Origin of the sequence: Streptomyces sp. NPDC058052, assembly GCF_042885515.1 — a bacterium.
Classification (GTDB): domain Bacteria; phylum Actinomycetota; class Actinomycetes; order Streptomycetales; family Streptomycetaceae; genus Streptomyces.
This window is the reverse complement of the sequence record NZ_JBHVRX010000008.1, coordinates 25,111-40,293: the sequence shown is the minus strand read 5'-3', so window position 1 is coordinate 40,293 and position 15,183 is coordinate 25,111. Positions and strand designations below refer to the sequence as shown.

13 protein-coding genes and 3 pseudogenes are annotated in these 15,183 nt (G+C 70.4%); 8 read left to right on the top strand and 8 right to left on the bottom strand.

Going from position 1 to position 15,183, the window contains the following annotated elements:
• Window positions 1-332 precede the first annotated feature (332 nt).
• Entirely contained in the window at window positions 333-1,175 is an 843-nt protein-coding gene (locus ACFVU3_RS13585) for a hypothetical protein (protein WP_390066049.1), read from the bottom strand.
• A gap of 549 nt (window positions 1,176-1,724) precedes the next feature.
• Between ACFVU3_RS13585 and ACFVU3_RS13580 the strand changes: the two genes are divergently transcribed.
• From ACFVU3_RS13580 to ACFVU3_RS13570, 3 genes and pseudogenes are all read left to right on the top strand, one after another.
• Window positions 1,725-2,531: a hypothetical protein gene (locus ACFVU3_RS13580; RefSeq protein ID WP_390066048.1), complete on the top strand. Its 807-nt coding sequence runs from the start codon at window positions 1,725-1,727 to the stop codon at window positions 2,529-2,531.
• A gap of 60 nt (window positions 2,532-2,591) precedes the next feature.
• Window positions 2,592-3,225 (top strand): annotated as a pseudogene (locus ACFVU3_RS13575) (IS5 family transposase); the annotation flags it as partial.
• Between the two features lie 144 nt (window positions 3,226-3,369).
• Entirely contained in the window at window positions 3,370-3,750 is a 381-nt protein-coding gene (locus tag ACFVU3_RS13570; protein WP_390066047.1) for a MauE/DoxX family redox-associated membrane protein, read from the top strand.
• A gap of 159 nt (window positions 3,751-3,909) precedes the next feature.
• Here the strand turns inward: ACFVU3_RS13570 and ACFVU3_RS13565 are convergent, their stop codons facing one another.
• Window positions 3,910-4,659, bottom strand: coding sequence for an anti-sigma factor domain-containing protein (locus tag ACFVU3_RS13565; protein ID WP_390066046.1), 750 nt, complete (start codon window positions 4,657-4,659; stop codon window positions 3,910-3,912).
• Window positions 4,656-5,249 carry an ECF RNA polymerase sigma factor SigK gene (gene sigK, locus ACFVU3_RS13560; RefSeq protein ID WP_390066268.1) on the bottom strand — a complete coding sequence of 198 codons (594 nt, stop codon included), beginning with the start codon at window positions 5,247-5,249 and terminating at the stop codon, window positions 4,656-4,658. Before sigK ends, ACFVU3_RS13565 begins: the two co-directional genes overlap by 4 nt.
• Before the next feature lie 733 nt (window positions 5,250-5,982).
• Between sigK and ACFVU3_RS13555 the strand changes: the two genes are divergently transcribed.
• The gene (locus ACFVU3_RS13555; protein ID WP_390066045.1) at window positions 5,983-7,575 is read left to right on the top strand and encodes a molybdopterin-dependent oxidoreductase; all 1,593 of its coding nucleotides are present in this window, start codon (window positions 5,983-5,985) and stop codon (window positions 7,573-7,575) included.
• 82 nt (window positions 7,576-7,657) lie between these two features.
• A complete protein-coding gene (locus tag ACFVU3_RS13550; protein WP_390066044.1) occupies window positions 7,658-8,305 on the top strand; it encodes a fasciclin domain-containing protein in 648 nt (215 codons plus the stop codon).
• Between the two features lie 93 nt (window positions 8,306-8,398).
• Here ACFVU3_RS13550 and ACFVU3_RS13545 read toward each other — a convergent pair.
• Together ACFVU3_RS13545 and ACFVU3_RS13540 are read right to left on the bottom strand one after the other, a co-directional pair.
• Window positions 8,399-8,584: pseudogene (locus tag ACFVU3_RS13545) on the bottom strand (DUF4394 domain-containing protein); the annotation flags it as partial.
• A 29-nt stretch (window positions 8,585-8,613) separates the two neighbouring features.
• Window positions 8,614-11,193 (bottom strand): hypothetical protein, encoded by a 2,580-nt coding sequence (locus ACFVU3_RS13540; protein ID WP_390066043.1) that lies wholly within the window; start codon window positions 11,191-11,193, stop codon window positions 8,614-8,616.
• Window positions 11,194-11,316: 123 nt separating this feature from the next.
• On the opposite strand from ACFVU3_RS13540, the gene ACFVU3_RS13535 reads away from it, so the two are divergent.
• The 3 genes from ACFVU3_RS13535 (at window position 11,317) to ACFVU3_RS13525 (ending at window position 14,299) form a co-directional block, all read left to right on the top strand.
• Window positions 11,317-11,511: a hypothetical protein gene (locus ACFVU3_RS13535; RefSeq protein ID WP_390066042.1), complete on the top strand. Its 195-nt coding sequence runs from the start codon at window positions 11,317-11,319 to the stop codon at window positions 11,509-11,511.
• Window positions 11,512-12,159: 648 nt separating this feature from the next.
• A complete protein-coding gene (locus ACFVU3_RS13530) occupies window positions 12,160-13,458 on the top strand; it encodes a S8 family serine peptidase (protein ID WP_390066041.1) in 1,299 nt (432 codons plus the stop codon).
• Between the two features lie 283 nt (window positions 13,459-13,741).
• Window positions 13,742-14,299, top strand: a complete 558-nt coding sequence (locus tag ACFVU3_RS13525) for a hypothetical protein (RefSeq protein WP_390066040.1) — start codon at window positions 13,742-13,744, stop codon at window positions 14,297-14,299.
• Between the two features lie 14 nt (window positions 14,300-14,313).
• Here the strand turns inward: ACFVU3_RS13525 and ACFVU3_RS13520 are convergent.
• From ACFVU3_RS13520 to ACFVU3_RS13510, 3 genes and pseudogenes are all read right to left on the bottom strand, one after another.
• Window positions 14,314-14,502, bottom strand: a pseudogene (locus ACFVU3_RS13520) (IS5/IS1182 family transposase); the annotation flags it as partial.
• Entirely contained in the window at window positions 14,459-14,647 is a 189-nt protein-coding gene (locus ACFVU3_RS13515; protein WP_390066280.1) for a hypothetical protein, read from the bottom strand. The gene ACFVU3_RS13515 and the pseudogene ACFVU3_RS13520, both read right to left, overlap by 44 nt.
• A gap of 244 nt (window positions 14,648-14,891) precedes the next feature.
• Entirely contained in the window at window positions 14,892-15,143 is a 252-nt protein-coding gene (locus ACFVU3_RS13510) for a hypothetical protein (protein ID WP_390066039.1), read from the bottom strand.
• Window positions 15,144-15,183: the final 40 nt, after the last annotated feature.

The window sequence follows — 15,183 nt, the reverse complement described above, 5'->3', positions numbered from 1 at the left end:
GCAAGATCTGAAGGTGCACTGGCCCCGCGAGCACCGGGTATCGCGGTGCCGCCTGCCGACGAGAACAGCGAGTTCCTGCCGCTCCACCCCGACAGCACTCCCAGCCAGCGATTCCGGACCCGGACGACCACGCCCGCCACGTCCGTCCCCGCGCCCCCGAGGCGACCTGGCCGGCCACGACGGCGCCGCCCTCGGCTACCAGGACCGAGTCGTGCTCCATACCGTCGCCGGCTACGGCAGCCGCAGCACTGCCGGGGTCCGCCCCGGTCGCATGGCCCCATCCTGGCGGCCCCCGACGTGTCCACTCCGACCGACCACGGGGGCGGGCTGTGTCACTCGCCGCCGCAGCCGCCGCATGAGTCGCCGCCGCATGAGTCGCCGTCGATGTCGTCGGCCCAGGAACTGTTCCGGCGCCTGCCCGCCTGCCGGGTCTTCGGGGCCGGCCGTGGCCGGTGCTTCGAGGTGATCACGGCGTGGCGGGTGCTTCTCGGGACAGCCTCACGTGCGTGTTCCACTTGTTCTCGGCAGTGTGCGTCGAGCTCCGGCCAGCGGCGTCCGCCGTCCCTGGGCCACAGGAGCGCGACCGCGGTCATGGCCATCCAGTCGATCAGGACCCAGAAGATCCACGCTGCCGGGCGCCCGTTCTCTTCGAACGGCACCGGCGCCTCGGCCAGCCGTGCGTGCAGGCCCAAGGCGAAAGCCGACAGGGCAGCGAAGGCCACGATCAGGGGCCGGCTCAGACCGGTCGTCATCACCAGTTTGATGTCCGGCTCCCGCGCCCGCAGGAGCGTGAGGAACTCCTCGAACCGGGGATGATCGGGGATCTCGTACACCTTCACGCCAGGGGCACTACCCACTCCCCGGATGAATGCCGCCAGGGTCGCCTCGCGCGGCACCCTGCCGGGGGAGGCGAGCCGCAGGCCACCGTCGTCGGCGACCCTGAGCAACCTGTCGGCGGCCAGGACGAGCACCGCTGCCTCGGCTGCATCCCCCACGTCACCGGCCAGATACGCGGCCCGGACCGGATCCGCGCCCCGGGCTGTGATGGCACGCACCATCCGCTGCCGCCTTCTGTCCCGGACGAGGCAGTACACACCCCGCAGAACGTTGCACCCGGCGAAGACGAGCCACCAGAAGATGAGGATTCCCACGCCGTCGGTCAGCAGCCAGTCCACCGTGTGCTCCCCAGCTCTCGGTGCGCGGCCCCCCGGCCGGCCGGCGGCGGTCGGCCGCGCGGACGCGACGAGCGTATCGGCGAGCCGCTGCGCAAGCGAGTGATTCCGGTCTGAGCACAGGCCCGACGTGTGAGCAGTGGCTGCGCCGCTGCTACCGCACGCCCGACCGCCGTTCGGGCTGATGGCTGGTGGCGGGAACACCGCCACGCACTCGAGGGCATCGTGTTCAAGTAACGCGCCGGTCTGCCCTGGAGATACCTGCCCGAGCGGCACGGCCCCTGGCAGAACGTCCACGGACGGTTCGCCCGCTGTGCCGCCGACGCGCCTTCGACCGTCTGCTGGTCGCGGACCCGAGGCGGGCCGAGGCCGACTGCTGGTCGCGGACCCGAGGCGGGCCGAGGCCGACTGCTGGTCGCGACCGACTTCACGATCGTCCGGGCGCATCAGCGCGCGGTCGCCAAAGCGGGGTCGGAGAACGCGGCCTCGCGCCTTGGGTGACGCCGTAGCAGCCCCTGGGTGATCGGATGGCTGCCCTTTATGATCACCCCCATGCCGATCACCTCACCCGTACCCGTCCTGCGCGGCTCCGGGGGAGTCGTCCTCCAAGCCGAAGACGACGAACTCGTATTGACCCGAGGACATGAGGAGACGCGGATTCCGTTCCAGGCCGTCCGGACGGTCCGGGCGGAGGGTCGCGTCGTCGCCGTGGAGCTCACCGCCCCGGCCGGATCGAACCCGGCCGTCCATCGGGTCGGGGGCGTGAGCGAGGCGGCCGCCACGATGTTCGCCGACACGGTCAACGCAAGCCTGCCCGAGCACGCTGACGAGTCCGCGGAGTCCGCCGACAGATCGGCCCTCGTCACCGTCAGCACGCTGACGGAGTCCGACGAGGACGCGAACTTCCGCGGGTTGACGTTCTGGGCGTGGACCGCCGGACTCCTGATCCTCGCGATGGCCGTGGTCATCGGGATCCTGGGGCCGATGGCAATGGCGGTCCTTTTCCTTATGGTCACGCCGTTCGGCGTGGGGATCACCGCGTTCGGCGCCGTGTTGATGCGGGGGTTGTACGACATCTGGCACCTGCCCCGGCACGGCATAACCGTCGAGGCGAAGCGCGACGGCGTCAGCTACGTGTACACCGACATGCAGGGCGCGACCCACAGCCGCGTCGACCTGCTCGGAAGGAGCACTGCCCCGACCGTCCAGGTGGCCTACCGCCCGGGGCGTCCCGACAAATCGACCTTCGTGCACTCATGGCTCCGCAAGGTGTGGCTCACCTCTTTCTCCCTGGTCATCCTTCTCGTCGGCCTCGCCATCACCGCCGTGAGCGCCGCCATCGTGGTTGAGCTCTTCTGACTGATCGCTTCAGAATGGGTTGAGCCGCGGGTCTCGTGCTCGGCGATCTTGGTCGGCAGGGTGTCCGAGGCGCGTGCTGATCGTGTTCCTGACGGTCTGTGGGAGCGGCTGGCCCCGCTTCCGCCGCCTGCTCCCGAACGGCGCCATCGCCACCTGGGACGGCTGCGCGTTCCAGCCCCAGCGCTCGCCCGCGTCATGCACGTGCTGCGGACCGGTGTCGCGTGGCGCGATGTCCCTGCGGAGACCGTGGGCGGCTCCGGCGTGACAGCCTGACGCCGGTTGCGGGACTGGACTGAGCCGGCGTCTGGCCGCGCCTGTACGCCGCCCTGCTGACCGAGCTTCGCCGCGCCGGCCTGCTGGACCTGGACGACTGCTCCGTGGACGGCTCGCACATCCGGGCCCTCAAAGGGGGATCATGCCGGTCCCTCACCCGTCGACCGGGCCCGTCCCGGCGCCAAGCACCACTCGATCGTCGACCGCCACGAAACCCCGCTTGCTGTCACCCTCAGCGGCGGCAACCGGCACGATGTCACCCGGCTCCTGCCGCTGCTGGACGCCACCCCATCGATCCGCGGCCCCGCGGGGACGCCCCCGCCGCAAGCCCCGGCGTCTGTATGCGAACCGGGGCTATGACTTCGACAAGTACCGCCGCCTGCTGTGGAAGCACGGCATCGCCACCCGCCACGACAAACGCCCCGCCCGCTACCTCACCGCAACCACCTTGCCGGCACCCCCACATTTGGCTCGACACGTGATCGACAAGACGACTCCCAGGGCCTACTGTTGAGTAACTTTCCGTGCCCCTGCAGGGCGCGGCGGCTCCTGATGAGGGACGAAGATGCCCGCTTCCACGACGTCCGCCCGGCTCCTCAGCGGTCTGCTGATCGGCGCCGGGGTGGCACATTTCGCTGCTCCCCGGCAGTTCGACGCCATCGTGCCCCGCAGCCTGCCTGGCTCACCCCGGACATGGACCCACCTGAGCGGCGTCACGGAGATCGCCGTCGGTGCCGCGATCGCCGTCCCGCGCACACGGCGCCTGGGCGCGCTGGCCGCAGCCGGGCTGTTCACGGCACTGTTCCCGGCGAACGTGAAAATGGCCTACGACTGGCGCGACCGGCCCACCCCGCTTCGAGCGGCGGCACTGGCCCGGCTTCCCCTCCAAGCACCCCTCGTGCTCTGGGCGCTGCGCGTCCGCCGGGCCGGGCAATCCGGCAGCTGACGGTTCACCGAACACTCCGGCAGGACGACCCACATGACCCCCCCTTCCAGGGAATCCGAGCGGCGGGGTGATGTGCCGGCTTGTCGGGACGCCTCTTCGCCTCGCCGCCTTCGGGGTGCTGCCGATGAGGGACCTCGATCTGTGGGTACGGGTGGACGGTCAGGCGGGCAGTGTCATCAGCAGCAGGGGGGCGCTCGTGGGCTGGGGGGATCCTCCGGCGGGTTCGAGGGTCAGTCCGACGGCGCCTGCGTCGGCGGGATTGCCGGTGAGGATCACGGTGCCGTCTTGGTCCATCAGTCCGGCTGGGCGCATGGTGCCGTCGTGGTCGAGCCATAGCTGGTAGGTCTTTCCCGGTCCTGGTGCGGGCAGGTCGGCGGCGGTGAAAGTGGCCTTGTTCTGCCGGTCGGAGGAGACGACGGTGGTCAGGGCGCCGTTGGCGGCCCTGCCGTGGACGGTGCGGGCGTCCGGGGCCGCCAGGACGACGCTGACCGCGTCGAGTTGCTGCTGGGCATGGTGTGCCTGCCGTTCCAGATCCTGTCTGATCTGCGCCTGCCATACCGCGACTCCGCCCAGTGCGGCCACGGCCACGCCGGCGGCCAGTGCCAGGGGCACGATCCGGCGGCGCAGGATGCCGCGGATGCGGGGCGCCGCGTCGGGCGTGGGGATACGTGGGGGCAGCTGACGGACGTCGTCGATGGCGGCCATCACCTGTGCCTTCGCCGCCGTCGGAGGCGTGTGCGAGACGGCCGCGGCGAGGCGCGCCGTAGTGGCCTCGAATTCGGTGGCTTCCTGCCGGCACGCCTCGCATGTCCGCAGGTGGGCGTCGAAGTCCTTGCGCTCGTCGTCGTCGAGTGCGCCCAAGGCGTAGGCGGCGACGAGGGTATGGGCGTCGGTGGCGTGGTGGTTCATACGGTCACCCCCATGCAGTCGCGGAGCCGGATGAGCCCGTCGCGCATGCGTGTCTTGACAGTGGGAAGAGGCGTGCGCAGGGCTTCGGCGACTTCACGGTAGGTCAGGCCCTGGTAGTAGGCCAGGGTCACGGCCTGGCGCTGCAGTTCGGTCAGACCGCGCAGGCAGCGGCGTACCTGTTCGGACTCGAGCCGGGTCTCGACCTGTTCGGCGACGTCGTCGTACGCGGTGGTGTGCTCGCGGGCGGCCTGGGCGTGCTCGCGGTGGGTGGCGGCCTGAGCGGAGCGGACCCGGTCCACGGCCCGCCGGTGGGCGATGGTCGCCGCCCACGTTCTGACGGAGCCGGAGCCGCTGCGGTAGCGGGCTGCCTGGCGCCACAGGTCGATCATGACCTCCTGGGCGACCTCCTCCGACTGCGCCCGGTCGCGCACGACTTTGAGCACGATGCCGAAGACCAGGGGGGCGATGGCGTCGTAGAGGGCGGAGAACGCCTGTTTGTCTCCTCGGGCGACTTGCTGCATGACGTCGGTGAGGTCGTCGCGGTCAGTGTCGGCGGGACGGCCGCCGCTGAAGGGGATCGGTCGGTTCACCTTCGCCGCTCCGCCCGTGGAGAGAAGGCGCAGGGACGGCCGGGGGCGGCCGTCGGGGGGCGGGGCGTCCATCGCATGCCGCTCCTTGTGTCGTTGCTCGTGCGGTGGGGGACCGTCTCCGGAGACGGTCCGTTGTGGGGAATCTGTTCGTGTGTCGTCTGTTCTTCGTAGCGGACAGGCCCACGGATGGGTGGACTCTTCGGCACCCCATCCACCCGTGGTCATCCCCTCCGGGGGAAGCGCGGGCGTGAGGCCGAGCTGACGGGAGAGCGGTCGCGAACACGGGGTGCGAGAGAGCCCGGCGTCGTTCACGGGAGATTCCTCACCGGTCGTGCGGGACTTCCGCACGTCGGCCGACCTCATGGGAGGTCAGGACCAACGGTTCGTGCGCGGCGAGGGCTGGCCGTGTCCTTGGCGGCCGGCGCGGTCGTGGTGGGCGCCCCGGCGGGTGGCGTCCGCTGACGCGGACGTACGAGGGACTGACCGCGTCCTCGCCGGGTGTGAGCTCGGGCAACCTCATCCGTTCGTCCCCGCGTTCATTCTCGGCCTCGAGCACCTGCGTCTGGTGGCCCCCGTCTTCCCGCAGACCTCTCTCCCGCCCCGGTGCCAACAGGACCGAGCACGCCGGTGGCACGGGCCTCCCCGCCCCCCCGACACCATGCCCCGATGGCAACACGCGCGAGCAATTCACTCTTTCGGAGGGCGGACCAATCTGCTGGGCGGAGGACACCGAATGCCGGGTGTGAGCAGCTTCCGCAGCAAACTCGTCCGCGCCGCGATCGGCGCGTCGGCCGGACTCCTGGCCGCGCTCACGGCGTTGGCCGTGGCCGAGCTCGTGGCCGGACTGGTGCGTCCTGCGGCAGGGCCGGTGACCGCGGTCGGGGGAGCGGTGATCGACCGCACGCCGGCCTCGGTGAAGGACTTCGCGATCCGGACGTTCGGAGAGGACGACAAAACTGTCCTTCAGCTCGGGATCCTCGCGATTCTCGCCCTGATCGCCATCGCCGTCGGCATCCTCGCCCTGTCGCATCGGCGGGCGGGCGCGGTGGGCGTGCTGCTGTTCGGACTGGTCGGAGCGACAGCCGCCCTCAGCCGCCCCGATTCCACCGGCATCGGCGACGCCCTCCCCTCGGTCGCCGGCGCACTGGCGGGGGCGATCGCCCTGTACCTCCTGGCGTCCAGAGCCGTACCCGCCCCGGCCCCCGCCGGCGAGGTCCGCGAGGACAGCGCCGGGGGGTGGAACAGGCGCGGCTTCCTCACCTCGGCCGGTGCGACCGCAGTGGCGGCGACCTCGGCCGGGGCACTGGGACGGTTCCTCACCAGCCGGCGAGGCCAAAACGCTGTCGCCTCCCGCGAGAGCCTGGTCCTGCCCAGGCCCGCCTCTCCCGCCCCCGCCCTGCCGGCAGGCGCTCAGCTGAAGGTCCCCGGCATCACCGCCTTCACCACCCCCAACTCCCGTTTCTACCGCGTCGACACCGCCTTGACCGTTCCCAGGGTCGACGCCGGAACCTGGCGGCTGCGCATCCACGGCAGAGGCGTCACCCGCCCCGGTACCTACACCCTCGACCAGCTCCTCGCCAGACCTCTTGTCGAACGCGACATCACCCTCACCTGCGTCTCCAACGAGGTCGGCGGCCCCTACATCGGCAACGCCCGCTGGCTCGGCGTCCCCTTGGCCGACCTTCTGAAGGAGGCCGGTGCAATCCCCCCGTCACGGGGAGGGAAAGCTGATCAGTTGGTGGCACGGTCGGTCGACGGGATGACGTTCGGCTCCCCGGTCGAGGACCTCATGGACGGCCGCGACGCGATGCTCGCCGTCGGCATGAACGGCGAACCCCTTCCCTTCGACCACGGCTTCCCCGTCCGGATGCTCGTCCCCGGCCTCTACGGCTACGTATCGGCCTGCAAATGGATCGAGGACATCGAACTCACCACCTTCGACGCCTACGACCCGTACTGGGTGAAACGGAAGTGGGCCCGCAAGGCGCCGATCAAGACCCAGTCACGCATCGACACCCCCAAGCCCTTCGGGCGACCGACCACCGGCACCGTCACCGTCGCGGGTGTCGCCTGGGCCCAGCGCCGCGGCATCACACGCGTCGAGATCCGTATCGACGACGGCCCATGGCAGGACGCCGATCTGGCTGCCCAGGCCGGCACCGACACCTGGCGGCAGTGGTCCTACCGATGGAACGCCACCCCCGGCGGACACAACATCACGGTCCGCGCCACCGACGGCACCGGCGAAGTCCAGACCGAGCAGCGCACTCGGACCGTTCCCGACGGGGCGAGCGGCTGGCACAGCGTCTTCGTCACCGTCACCTAGACCACCGGGCGGCAGAAGACCGCACCGGCCGGCACAACCACGCAAGCACACACGAACAGAAGCTTTCAAGGAGCACCCGATCATGAACAGCACGAAGATCCGCCGCACTGCCATCGCCGTTGCGGCAGCGGCCCTGCTGCCTCTCTCCCTGGCCGCCTGCTCGGACTCCGGCAGCGGCAACGAGGCCGCGCCGCCGAGCGCTGCGGGCAACGAGGCGCAGAGCAGCGCGACGCCCACCGAGGACGCGATGACCGACGACCAGCCCTTCGGCCCGGCCTGCGCCGGTGTGCCGAAGGAGGGGGCGGGTTCCTTCGACGGCATGGCCAAGGACCCGGTCGCGACCGCTGCGTCGAACAACCCGGCCCTGTCCACCCTGGTCACCGCGGTGAAGCAGGCGGGCCTGGTCGACACCCTCAACAACGCCGAGAACATCACGGTCTTCGCGCCGACCAACGACGCCTTCGCGAAGATCCCGAAGGCCGACCTCGACAAGGTCCTCGCCGACAAGGCGACCCTCACCAAGATCCTCACCTACCACGTCGTCGGCCAGAAGCTCACCCCGAAGCAGCTGGAGAACGGATCCTTCGAGACCCTTCAGAAGGGCATGATCACCACGAAGGGAGGCGGTGAGAACTACACCGTCAACGACACGTCCAAGGTCGTCTGCGGCAACGTGAAGACCTCCAACGCCAACGTGTACATCGTCGACACCGTCCTCATGCCCAAGTAACGCCGCTCTCCCGCAACGCCGACGACCGCCGGCCTCGTACCTCTTCAGCACAGGAGGGGTACGAGGCCCCCGTCAAGACCGCATCGCGTCCGAGGGGCCTGGCGCAGACCCGGGCGCGCCCGTCGTTCCGGGCCTGGCGGGGGACTGCAGGGAGATCCGGTCGGCCATCGTGTCCCGATCGAACAGGGTCGTCGAGGTCGCGGCGCTCAGCCCGTTGCCCGTGTACGCGGCGCCGGTCACTCCCGTGATGGCCGGCGGCGGCATCGTCGGGTTGGTCAGGGCTATCGCCTCATGGCGCGCGGCTCACGTCATGGCCGGCAGAACCGGGAGGCGCACGCCCACTGTGGCGTGGCCTTACCGTCAGGGTCCAAGCCGAAAGGCCACCTCTTCTGGACGGCCAAGGCGGCCCCACCGCCGCCGTCCACCGATTTGCGGTAGAGGGCGTCGGCGCCCGTCTGATCCCCCGCCTTCTCCCGCATCTCAGCCAGGGAGGCCAGGGCGGGGCTGCTGCCGAGGCCGGCTGCTTTGCGATAGAGGGCTTCGGCCCTCTCCTGGTCCCCGTACTCCTTCCAGATCTTGGCCAGAGAGGTCAGCGTGCGGATGTTGTCGCCGTCGGCTGCTTCACGAAGAACGGCTTCGGTGCCGTTCCGGTCCCCCGACACCTCAACCATCGAGGCCAGCGAGATCAGGGCGTCGGCACTGCCGAGATCGGCGGCTCTGCGGTAGAGAGCCTCGGCGCCTTCCTGGTCCCCGGACGCCTCCCGCATCGAGGCCAGGGAGGTCAAGGCATAGCTGTCGCCGAGGTCGGCTGCTTTGCGGTACAGAACTTCGGCGCTTTCCTGGTCACCGGACGCCTCCCGTACATCAGCGAGGGAGGTCAGGGCGTAGGTGATGCCGCGGTCGGCCGCTTCGAGGCAAGCCGCTTCGGCACCTTCCCGATCCCCTGACGCCTCCCGAATATCGGCCACGGAGGACAGGGCAAGGACGTTGCCACGGTCGGCCGCTTCGCGGTAGAAGGCTTCGGCGCCTTCCCAGTCCCCGGCCGTCGCCCGCGACGCGCCAAGATTGCAGAGGACCTCGGCGTCGCCGCGGTCGGCTGCTTCGCGGTGGAGGGCTTCGGCGCCTTCCCGATCCCCTGATGCCTCCCGCATATCGGCCAGGGAGAACAAGGCGTAGGTTTCGCCGCGGTCGGCTGCTTCGCGGAGGAGAGTCTCGGCGCCGTCCCGGTCCCCGCTCTTCGCCCTCATCAGGCCCAGAGCATGAAGGGCTTCGGCGCTGCCGAGGTCGGCTGCTGTGCGGTAGAGGGTTTCGGCGCCTTCCTTGTCTCCAGCCTTCTGCCGCTTCCAGCCCAGGGTGCACAACTCGCCCGTGCTGCCGCGTTCAGTGGCACGGTGGCGGAGGGAATGTCCCCACTGCAGCCGATAACGGCTGTCTGCCTCTTCGGCGAGGTTGTCGAGATCGTCGGGCTGGGTGAGGTGCGTGTGGGCGGCGTGCCAGAAGGAGGCCGGTGGACACAGGTGCCTGCGGGTGGCACGGCCGTGTTGCTCGAGATAGTCGGCGAGTCGGACCATCGGCTCCGACAGCAGGGGGGAGGGAAGGGCGGCTCCTGTGGGCGGGGCGGGGCGGCGTGCGGGGCGAGGGTTGACGGGTCTCAGCGGGGCTTGCTTGCCATGGACGGCGGTGGCGAGTTCGGCATAGGCCAGGGGCGCCCAGGAGTCAGTGAGCTGATCGTGCTCCAGATCGGTGAGGTAGTCGAGGGCGGCGTCGGTCAGGAACACCTGGGGGAGGTGGAGGCCGAGGCCGAGCCGACGGGCGTCCATGGCCGCCTCCAGCAGCGCCCGGGCCGGCGCGCTGGCGTCGTGGAGACAGCCGAGGAGAGCGGGAGCGCCTGCCAAGTCCTGAGCCACACGCCCGTCCGCGCCGGCGCGCGTAAGGGTGTCGGCCAGGAGAGCGTCGCCGTTCTCGGCGAGCTCGGCGGCCGCGGCCAGTGCGGAGGCGTCGAAGAACTCGGGGACGGTCAACGTGCTCGTGGACAGGATTTCGCGGGTCCGGCTGTGCGGGTCCGGCCCTCCGGGGGCAGGTACGGCCCGGTACTGCTGGGCGTACTCGGACCACAAGGTGCCCAGGACAAGGACGGGCCCGCGTTCGGGAGATGTGAGCAGGTGATGCAGGGCGGCGGCGATCCGTTCGCCATGCTCCCGGTCGCCGAGGTAGTGCTGGGCCTCGTTCAGCCACACCACCGTCCCGGGGCCTACCTGGTGCAGGCCCTCCAACGCTGCCGCGGCCCGGGTCGGGTCGAACGGGTGCCACAGCTGCCAGCCCTTCGCGGCGAGCGGCTGTACCGCTTCCCAGCAGGCCCGTGTCTTGCCGGTCGAGGACGACCCCACCAGGACCACGATCCGGCTACGGCCTGACGACGCCTCCTGCACCACTTCGGCCAGGACCCGGTCATGCTCCCGCCGCACGTACGCGGAAAGAGCCCGAACCCCGGCACCACCCACGCTCCCAGCCGTCGCCACGGCAGGGCCCGCCGGATGCACTTCCAAAGCGTGCGGATCCCAGTCGCCGATCGGGCGGCCCGGACGCGGAACCTCCTCCACGACCCGCGCTACCGGACCAACTGCCCCAGAACTCGTTCCAGTGGCGCGGCGGCGCAGCCTCAGCAGCTCCTCGCGCGGAAGGCTCAGAGCATCGGCCAGGGCTGCCACCGTCTGCTCCGACGGCACCGGCCCGTCCTCACGGAACGCCTCCGACACCGTCGTACGCCCCAGCACGGCCCGAGCGGCGAGCCGCGTCTTGGTCCACCGGCGCCTGGCCAGCTCCTCACTGAGCCTCCGGCGCAGCTCCGTGAGAGCCGCCTCCCCGCTCAGTCCTTGTGCCTCGTCCACCTGCTCGCTCCCCGACCCCGCGGTGTTCGACGGTGTTCATCATCGTCCGGCCCGAACCACGGCGAACAGAGTTTCAGCAACCTTCGATCACGCCAGCATTCCCACCCCTACCGGGAGCCTGCCGTGAAACTCGCCCTCATCCTCTTCACCACCGCGCTCGTCCTCGTGATCGCGGTACTCGCCGCCGCCGGCGCGGGCAAGCTCGCCCGGCTCGACGGCGCGACCTATCCCGCCGCCCTCACCCGCGCCGGCATCGTCTTCGCTGCGGTGCTGACCCTCGCGGCCGCCGTCGCCGCCACGTTCACCAGCCTGAAATGACCCGACACCCGGGCACACAGAGGCACGAGGAAGCCACGGGGTGCGGCCGGCCGGCAGCCGGGTCAGCGTCCGCCGGAAGGCGTCCCAGTCGATCCGGAACACGTCATGGACATTCGGCGTGGGCGGTTCATCACGTAGGACGCCGTCGGGTATCGGCCCCCGATGAAGGGGTGGGCAGTTGCGGCTCGGGGAGGACCGGCCGCAGCCATGTCCCGAACGGCGGCGGGACCAAGCCCGCCGGAGCGGGCGGGGTCCACGCCGGTCGTCGGCGACGTCCCGCAGGTCGCGGTGCCGGGCGGCCGGGCTTGCAGGCGCTCCGGCATGTTGCGACGGGCCGGTCGGCGAGGTCGAGGTCCACGGCCTGCTCCAGGAGAGCTGGGAGTCTGGGCAGGCTGCTCACGCCCGGCAGAGAAGTGTGGTGGTGGGTGCCGACGGTCGCCGGGAGGGGCGACCTGATGGAGTTGTCACACTGATGCGCTGGGACCAGCCCGGCCCCTGGCGCCTTCGCCTCCGACTGCTCCCGGTCTTGCCCTGTCAGGCCGGCCTGGGCCAGTGCATTGCCGTGCAACAAAAAGTACCGGCAGGCAGCGAGGCGCCAGTCACCATCGCTGGAATTCGAAGCTGGAGCGCCGTGATCCAATCGGGTGCATGGCATCTTTCCTGAAACCCAACTACGGATCGAAGGGGCGACGGCCGGCCGTCACCGCTCGGCGTCATGACGTGTGGGGGCGTGCGGTGGTCATCGCCCTGGTAGCGGCGACAGGACTGGTCGCTCAGGCCCCCTTGGCTCACGCGGACGGAGCAAGGGACCAGCAGTGGTACCTCGACCGCATGCACGTCGACAAGATCTGGAAGAAGACGACGGGCGAAGGAATCAAGATCGCCGTCATCGATTCGGGAGTGAACCCCTCGACACCCTCCCTCAGGGGTCAGGTCCTGCCCGGGCGGGACGCTTCGATCCCCGAAGGCGGCGGCCCCGACACCAGTGACCGAAGCGGCCAGGGGACCACGACCGCCGAGCTGATCGCGGGAACGGGTAAAGGTGGCGGTCTGCAGGGCCTCGCCCCCGGCGCCAAGATCATCCCGATCCGTGTGCCCATGCTGAAGCACGACGAACTGCCGAGCATGTACGACCATCTCGACCAGGCCATCAGAATGGCCTTGAAACTCGACGCGAAGATCATCACCATCTCACTCGGCAACCAGTACGCCATCGGCTCCGGCCTGACCGGACAGAACTACGCCCTGCAAGACGCCCTCGCCAAGGACGTCCTGGTCTTTGCCGGTAGCGGCGACAACGCCAAGAAGGGGAACAAGCCCCTCTCTCCGGCGCGCTACCTCGAGGTCGTCAGCGTCGCTTCGACCACCCCGGAGGGCAGGGTCGCCGACTTCTCCCAGCACGGCGACGACGTGAACATCTCGGCTCCCGGAACGAACATCCCCCGCTGGTGCGACGCCTCCTTCCAGCGCTACTGCCCCGACGGGGGCGGCACCCACGCCTCTGCCGCTCTCGCCTCGGCCTCCGCCGCCCTCATCTGGTCCCTGCACCCCGACTGGACCGCGTCCCAGGTCCTGCGCGTCATGTACGACTCGGCAGCCCGCGGCGAGGGATGGGAGTCCGGCACAGTCAGCAATTACCTCGGCTACGGCATCGTCCGCCCCGGCGCGCACATCAACCGGGGGCTGGGCAAGCCCGGGGCGCCGGACCGCGGCAAGATGCCGAAGTTCATCCGGCCGGTCGTCGACGCGCCGACCACGCCGCCGTCGACCCCTGCCGAGACCTCGAAGCCGCAACCGTCCCCGAGCCCGACGCCGACGCAAGCCACCACCACAGCGAGCGACCCGAGGCCGAGGACACCCATGCTCCTCGCAGCGGGCGCGGCTGCCGCCTTGGCCCTCACGGCGGTGGCTGTGTGGGGTGTGAGGCGCAGACGCCGCTCAGGCTGACGCGGTGACCGCTGCGCCGCTGTCGACCGTCGTGAAATCCCACTACCGCCCGGGAACGATGGACGGGGGTACGCGATGACGTGCTCGACGGAGGAACGGAGCGGAACCCACGGCAGCTCCCCGCCGCTGCTGGCGGCGGCCCGCGGAACCAACTCTGCGGGGGCGGCTCTTGCCGTCACTGCACAGGCAGGCTCGAGGGCCTGCCTCTTGGAAGTGCGGTGCACAGGGTGCTGCATGCCGGATCGTGTACCGGCGCCGGCGGCATGGTGCGAAACTTCGGGCCATGACCTCACCCGAGCTCAGTGACCTGGACTATCTCCGGGAGATCGAGCGTCTCGCCCACCGCGTCAGTGTGCAGGCGTCCAACGAAGGATGGCTCTCTTTCCAGGCAGACCCGGAAGAGGCGACACCGCTCCAGCGCAGCGTGAACGTGCTTGCTCGGGCTCTGCGTCATTACCACTTCGAGGGCGACGGCTGCCTGGACGAAGACCGGCCACTGGTCCGTCTCGTCGGAGCCTCGGTGTTGAAGCCCGGGGCCATGCCGGCCGGGGTGGAGGAGGCGTACGAGGAGGTGTGTGCACGGATCGGCGTCGACCCCAGGCCGGAGGGCTGGGCTCTGTGGAACACGTGGAGCGACGGGGACCTGAAGGTGGCCATGGTGGTGTCCGCGGTCGAGACGACCGAGGGGCTGTTCGAGAACTGGGCGCGCGGGAGGGCACTCGATCCAGCGTCACCGCTGCCTTCCCAGATCGCTCTCGTCCGCCAGGGCTGGATAGGTCCGATGACGTTCTCGCCTCGCGGCGTCAGCCGGACGGGCCTTGGCGGTCGGCCACTTTCCTAGGCGCTGCCCTTCGGTCAGCGCCGTGTCCACATGAGAATCGCTGCGAGGTGCAGTGCGGACTGCCAGACGATGGCGAGTGTGCCGGTTCGCATGGCCGGACCACGCCACTGCTCGAGCCGGTTGATACGGCGTTCGACGGCGTTGCGCTGCTTGTATGCCTCAGCGTCGAAGCCGGGTGGGCGACCACCGGCGCGGGCTCTCCGCCTGGTCGGGTCCGAGGCCGTGGAGCGCGTCGACCGGCAGCGGGGGGAGGAAACCCTCGACGGCGCGGTGGTCGGGGAGGTAGAGCACCCCGGCCTGCCCCGTGTGGGCGGAGGTGGTTGCGGAAGCCGCCCGTGAGTCCGACACACCGACGAGCACACGGACGCCGTATTGCGCCACGGCCTGGAGCTGGAACCTCTGCGCCAGACGGCGCGGGGCCTCGGAGAACCCGCGGCTCGCGCCGCGGAGCTGGGCGACGAACGCGGTTGGCGGGAGGGGCTGGACGACCGGGGCGATTTCTGTGGCGAGTCGAGGACGTGGCGGTGGGCGTCCGGGCTGGTGTCGGGGTGGCAGCGCACGTGCCAGATCGTGTGATCGCGGTCGCGCTCGCTCATGCCGCCTTCCCCTCCCGCTCGTGGCGGGCGAGCTCGGCGCGGGCGGCGAGCCGCAGGTCTGCCCGCCCGCCGGCACCGCGGGCCCGGGTCGTCCAGTACGGGTGGTAGTACACGACGGTCTCCCAGCGGAGCAGGGCACGGCGGAGCGCGACCGTATGGACGGCGCGGGGGACGGCGAGGGCCCGGTAGGCGGCGGTCGCCCGCGTCTGCGCGATCAGCAGGTCGCGAGGGAAGGGGGTGCGCTCCATGCCTACAATGCAAACAGGCGTTCGATTTATCGCGCAACGC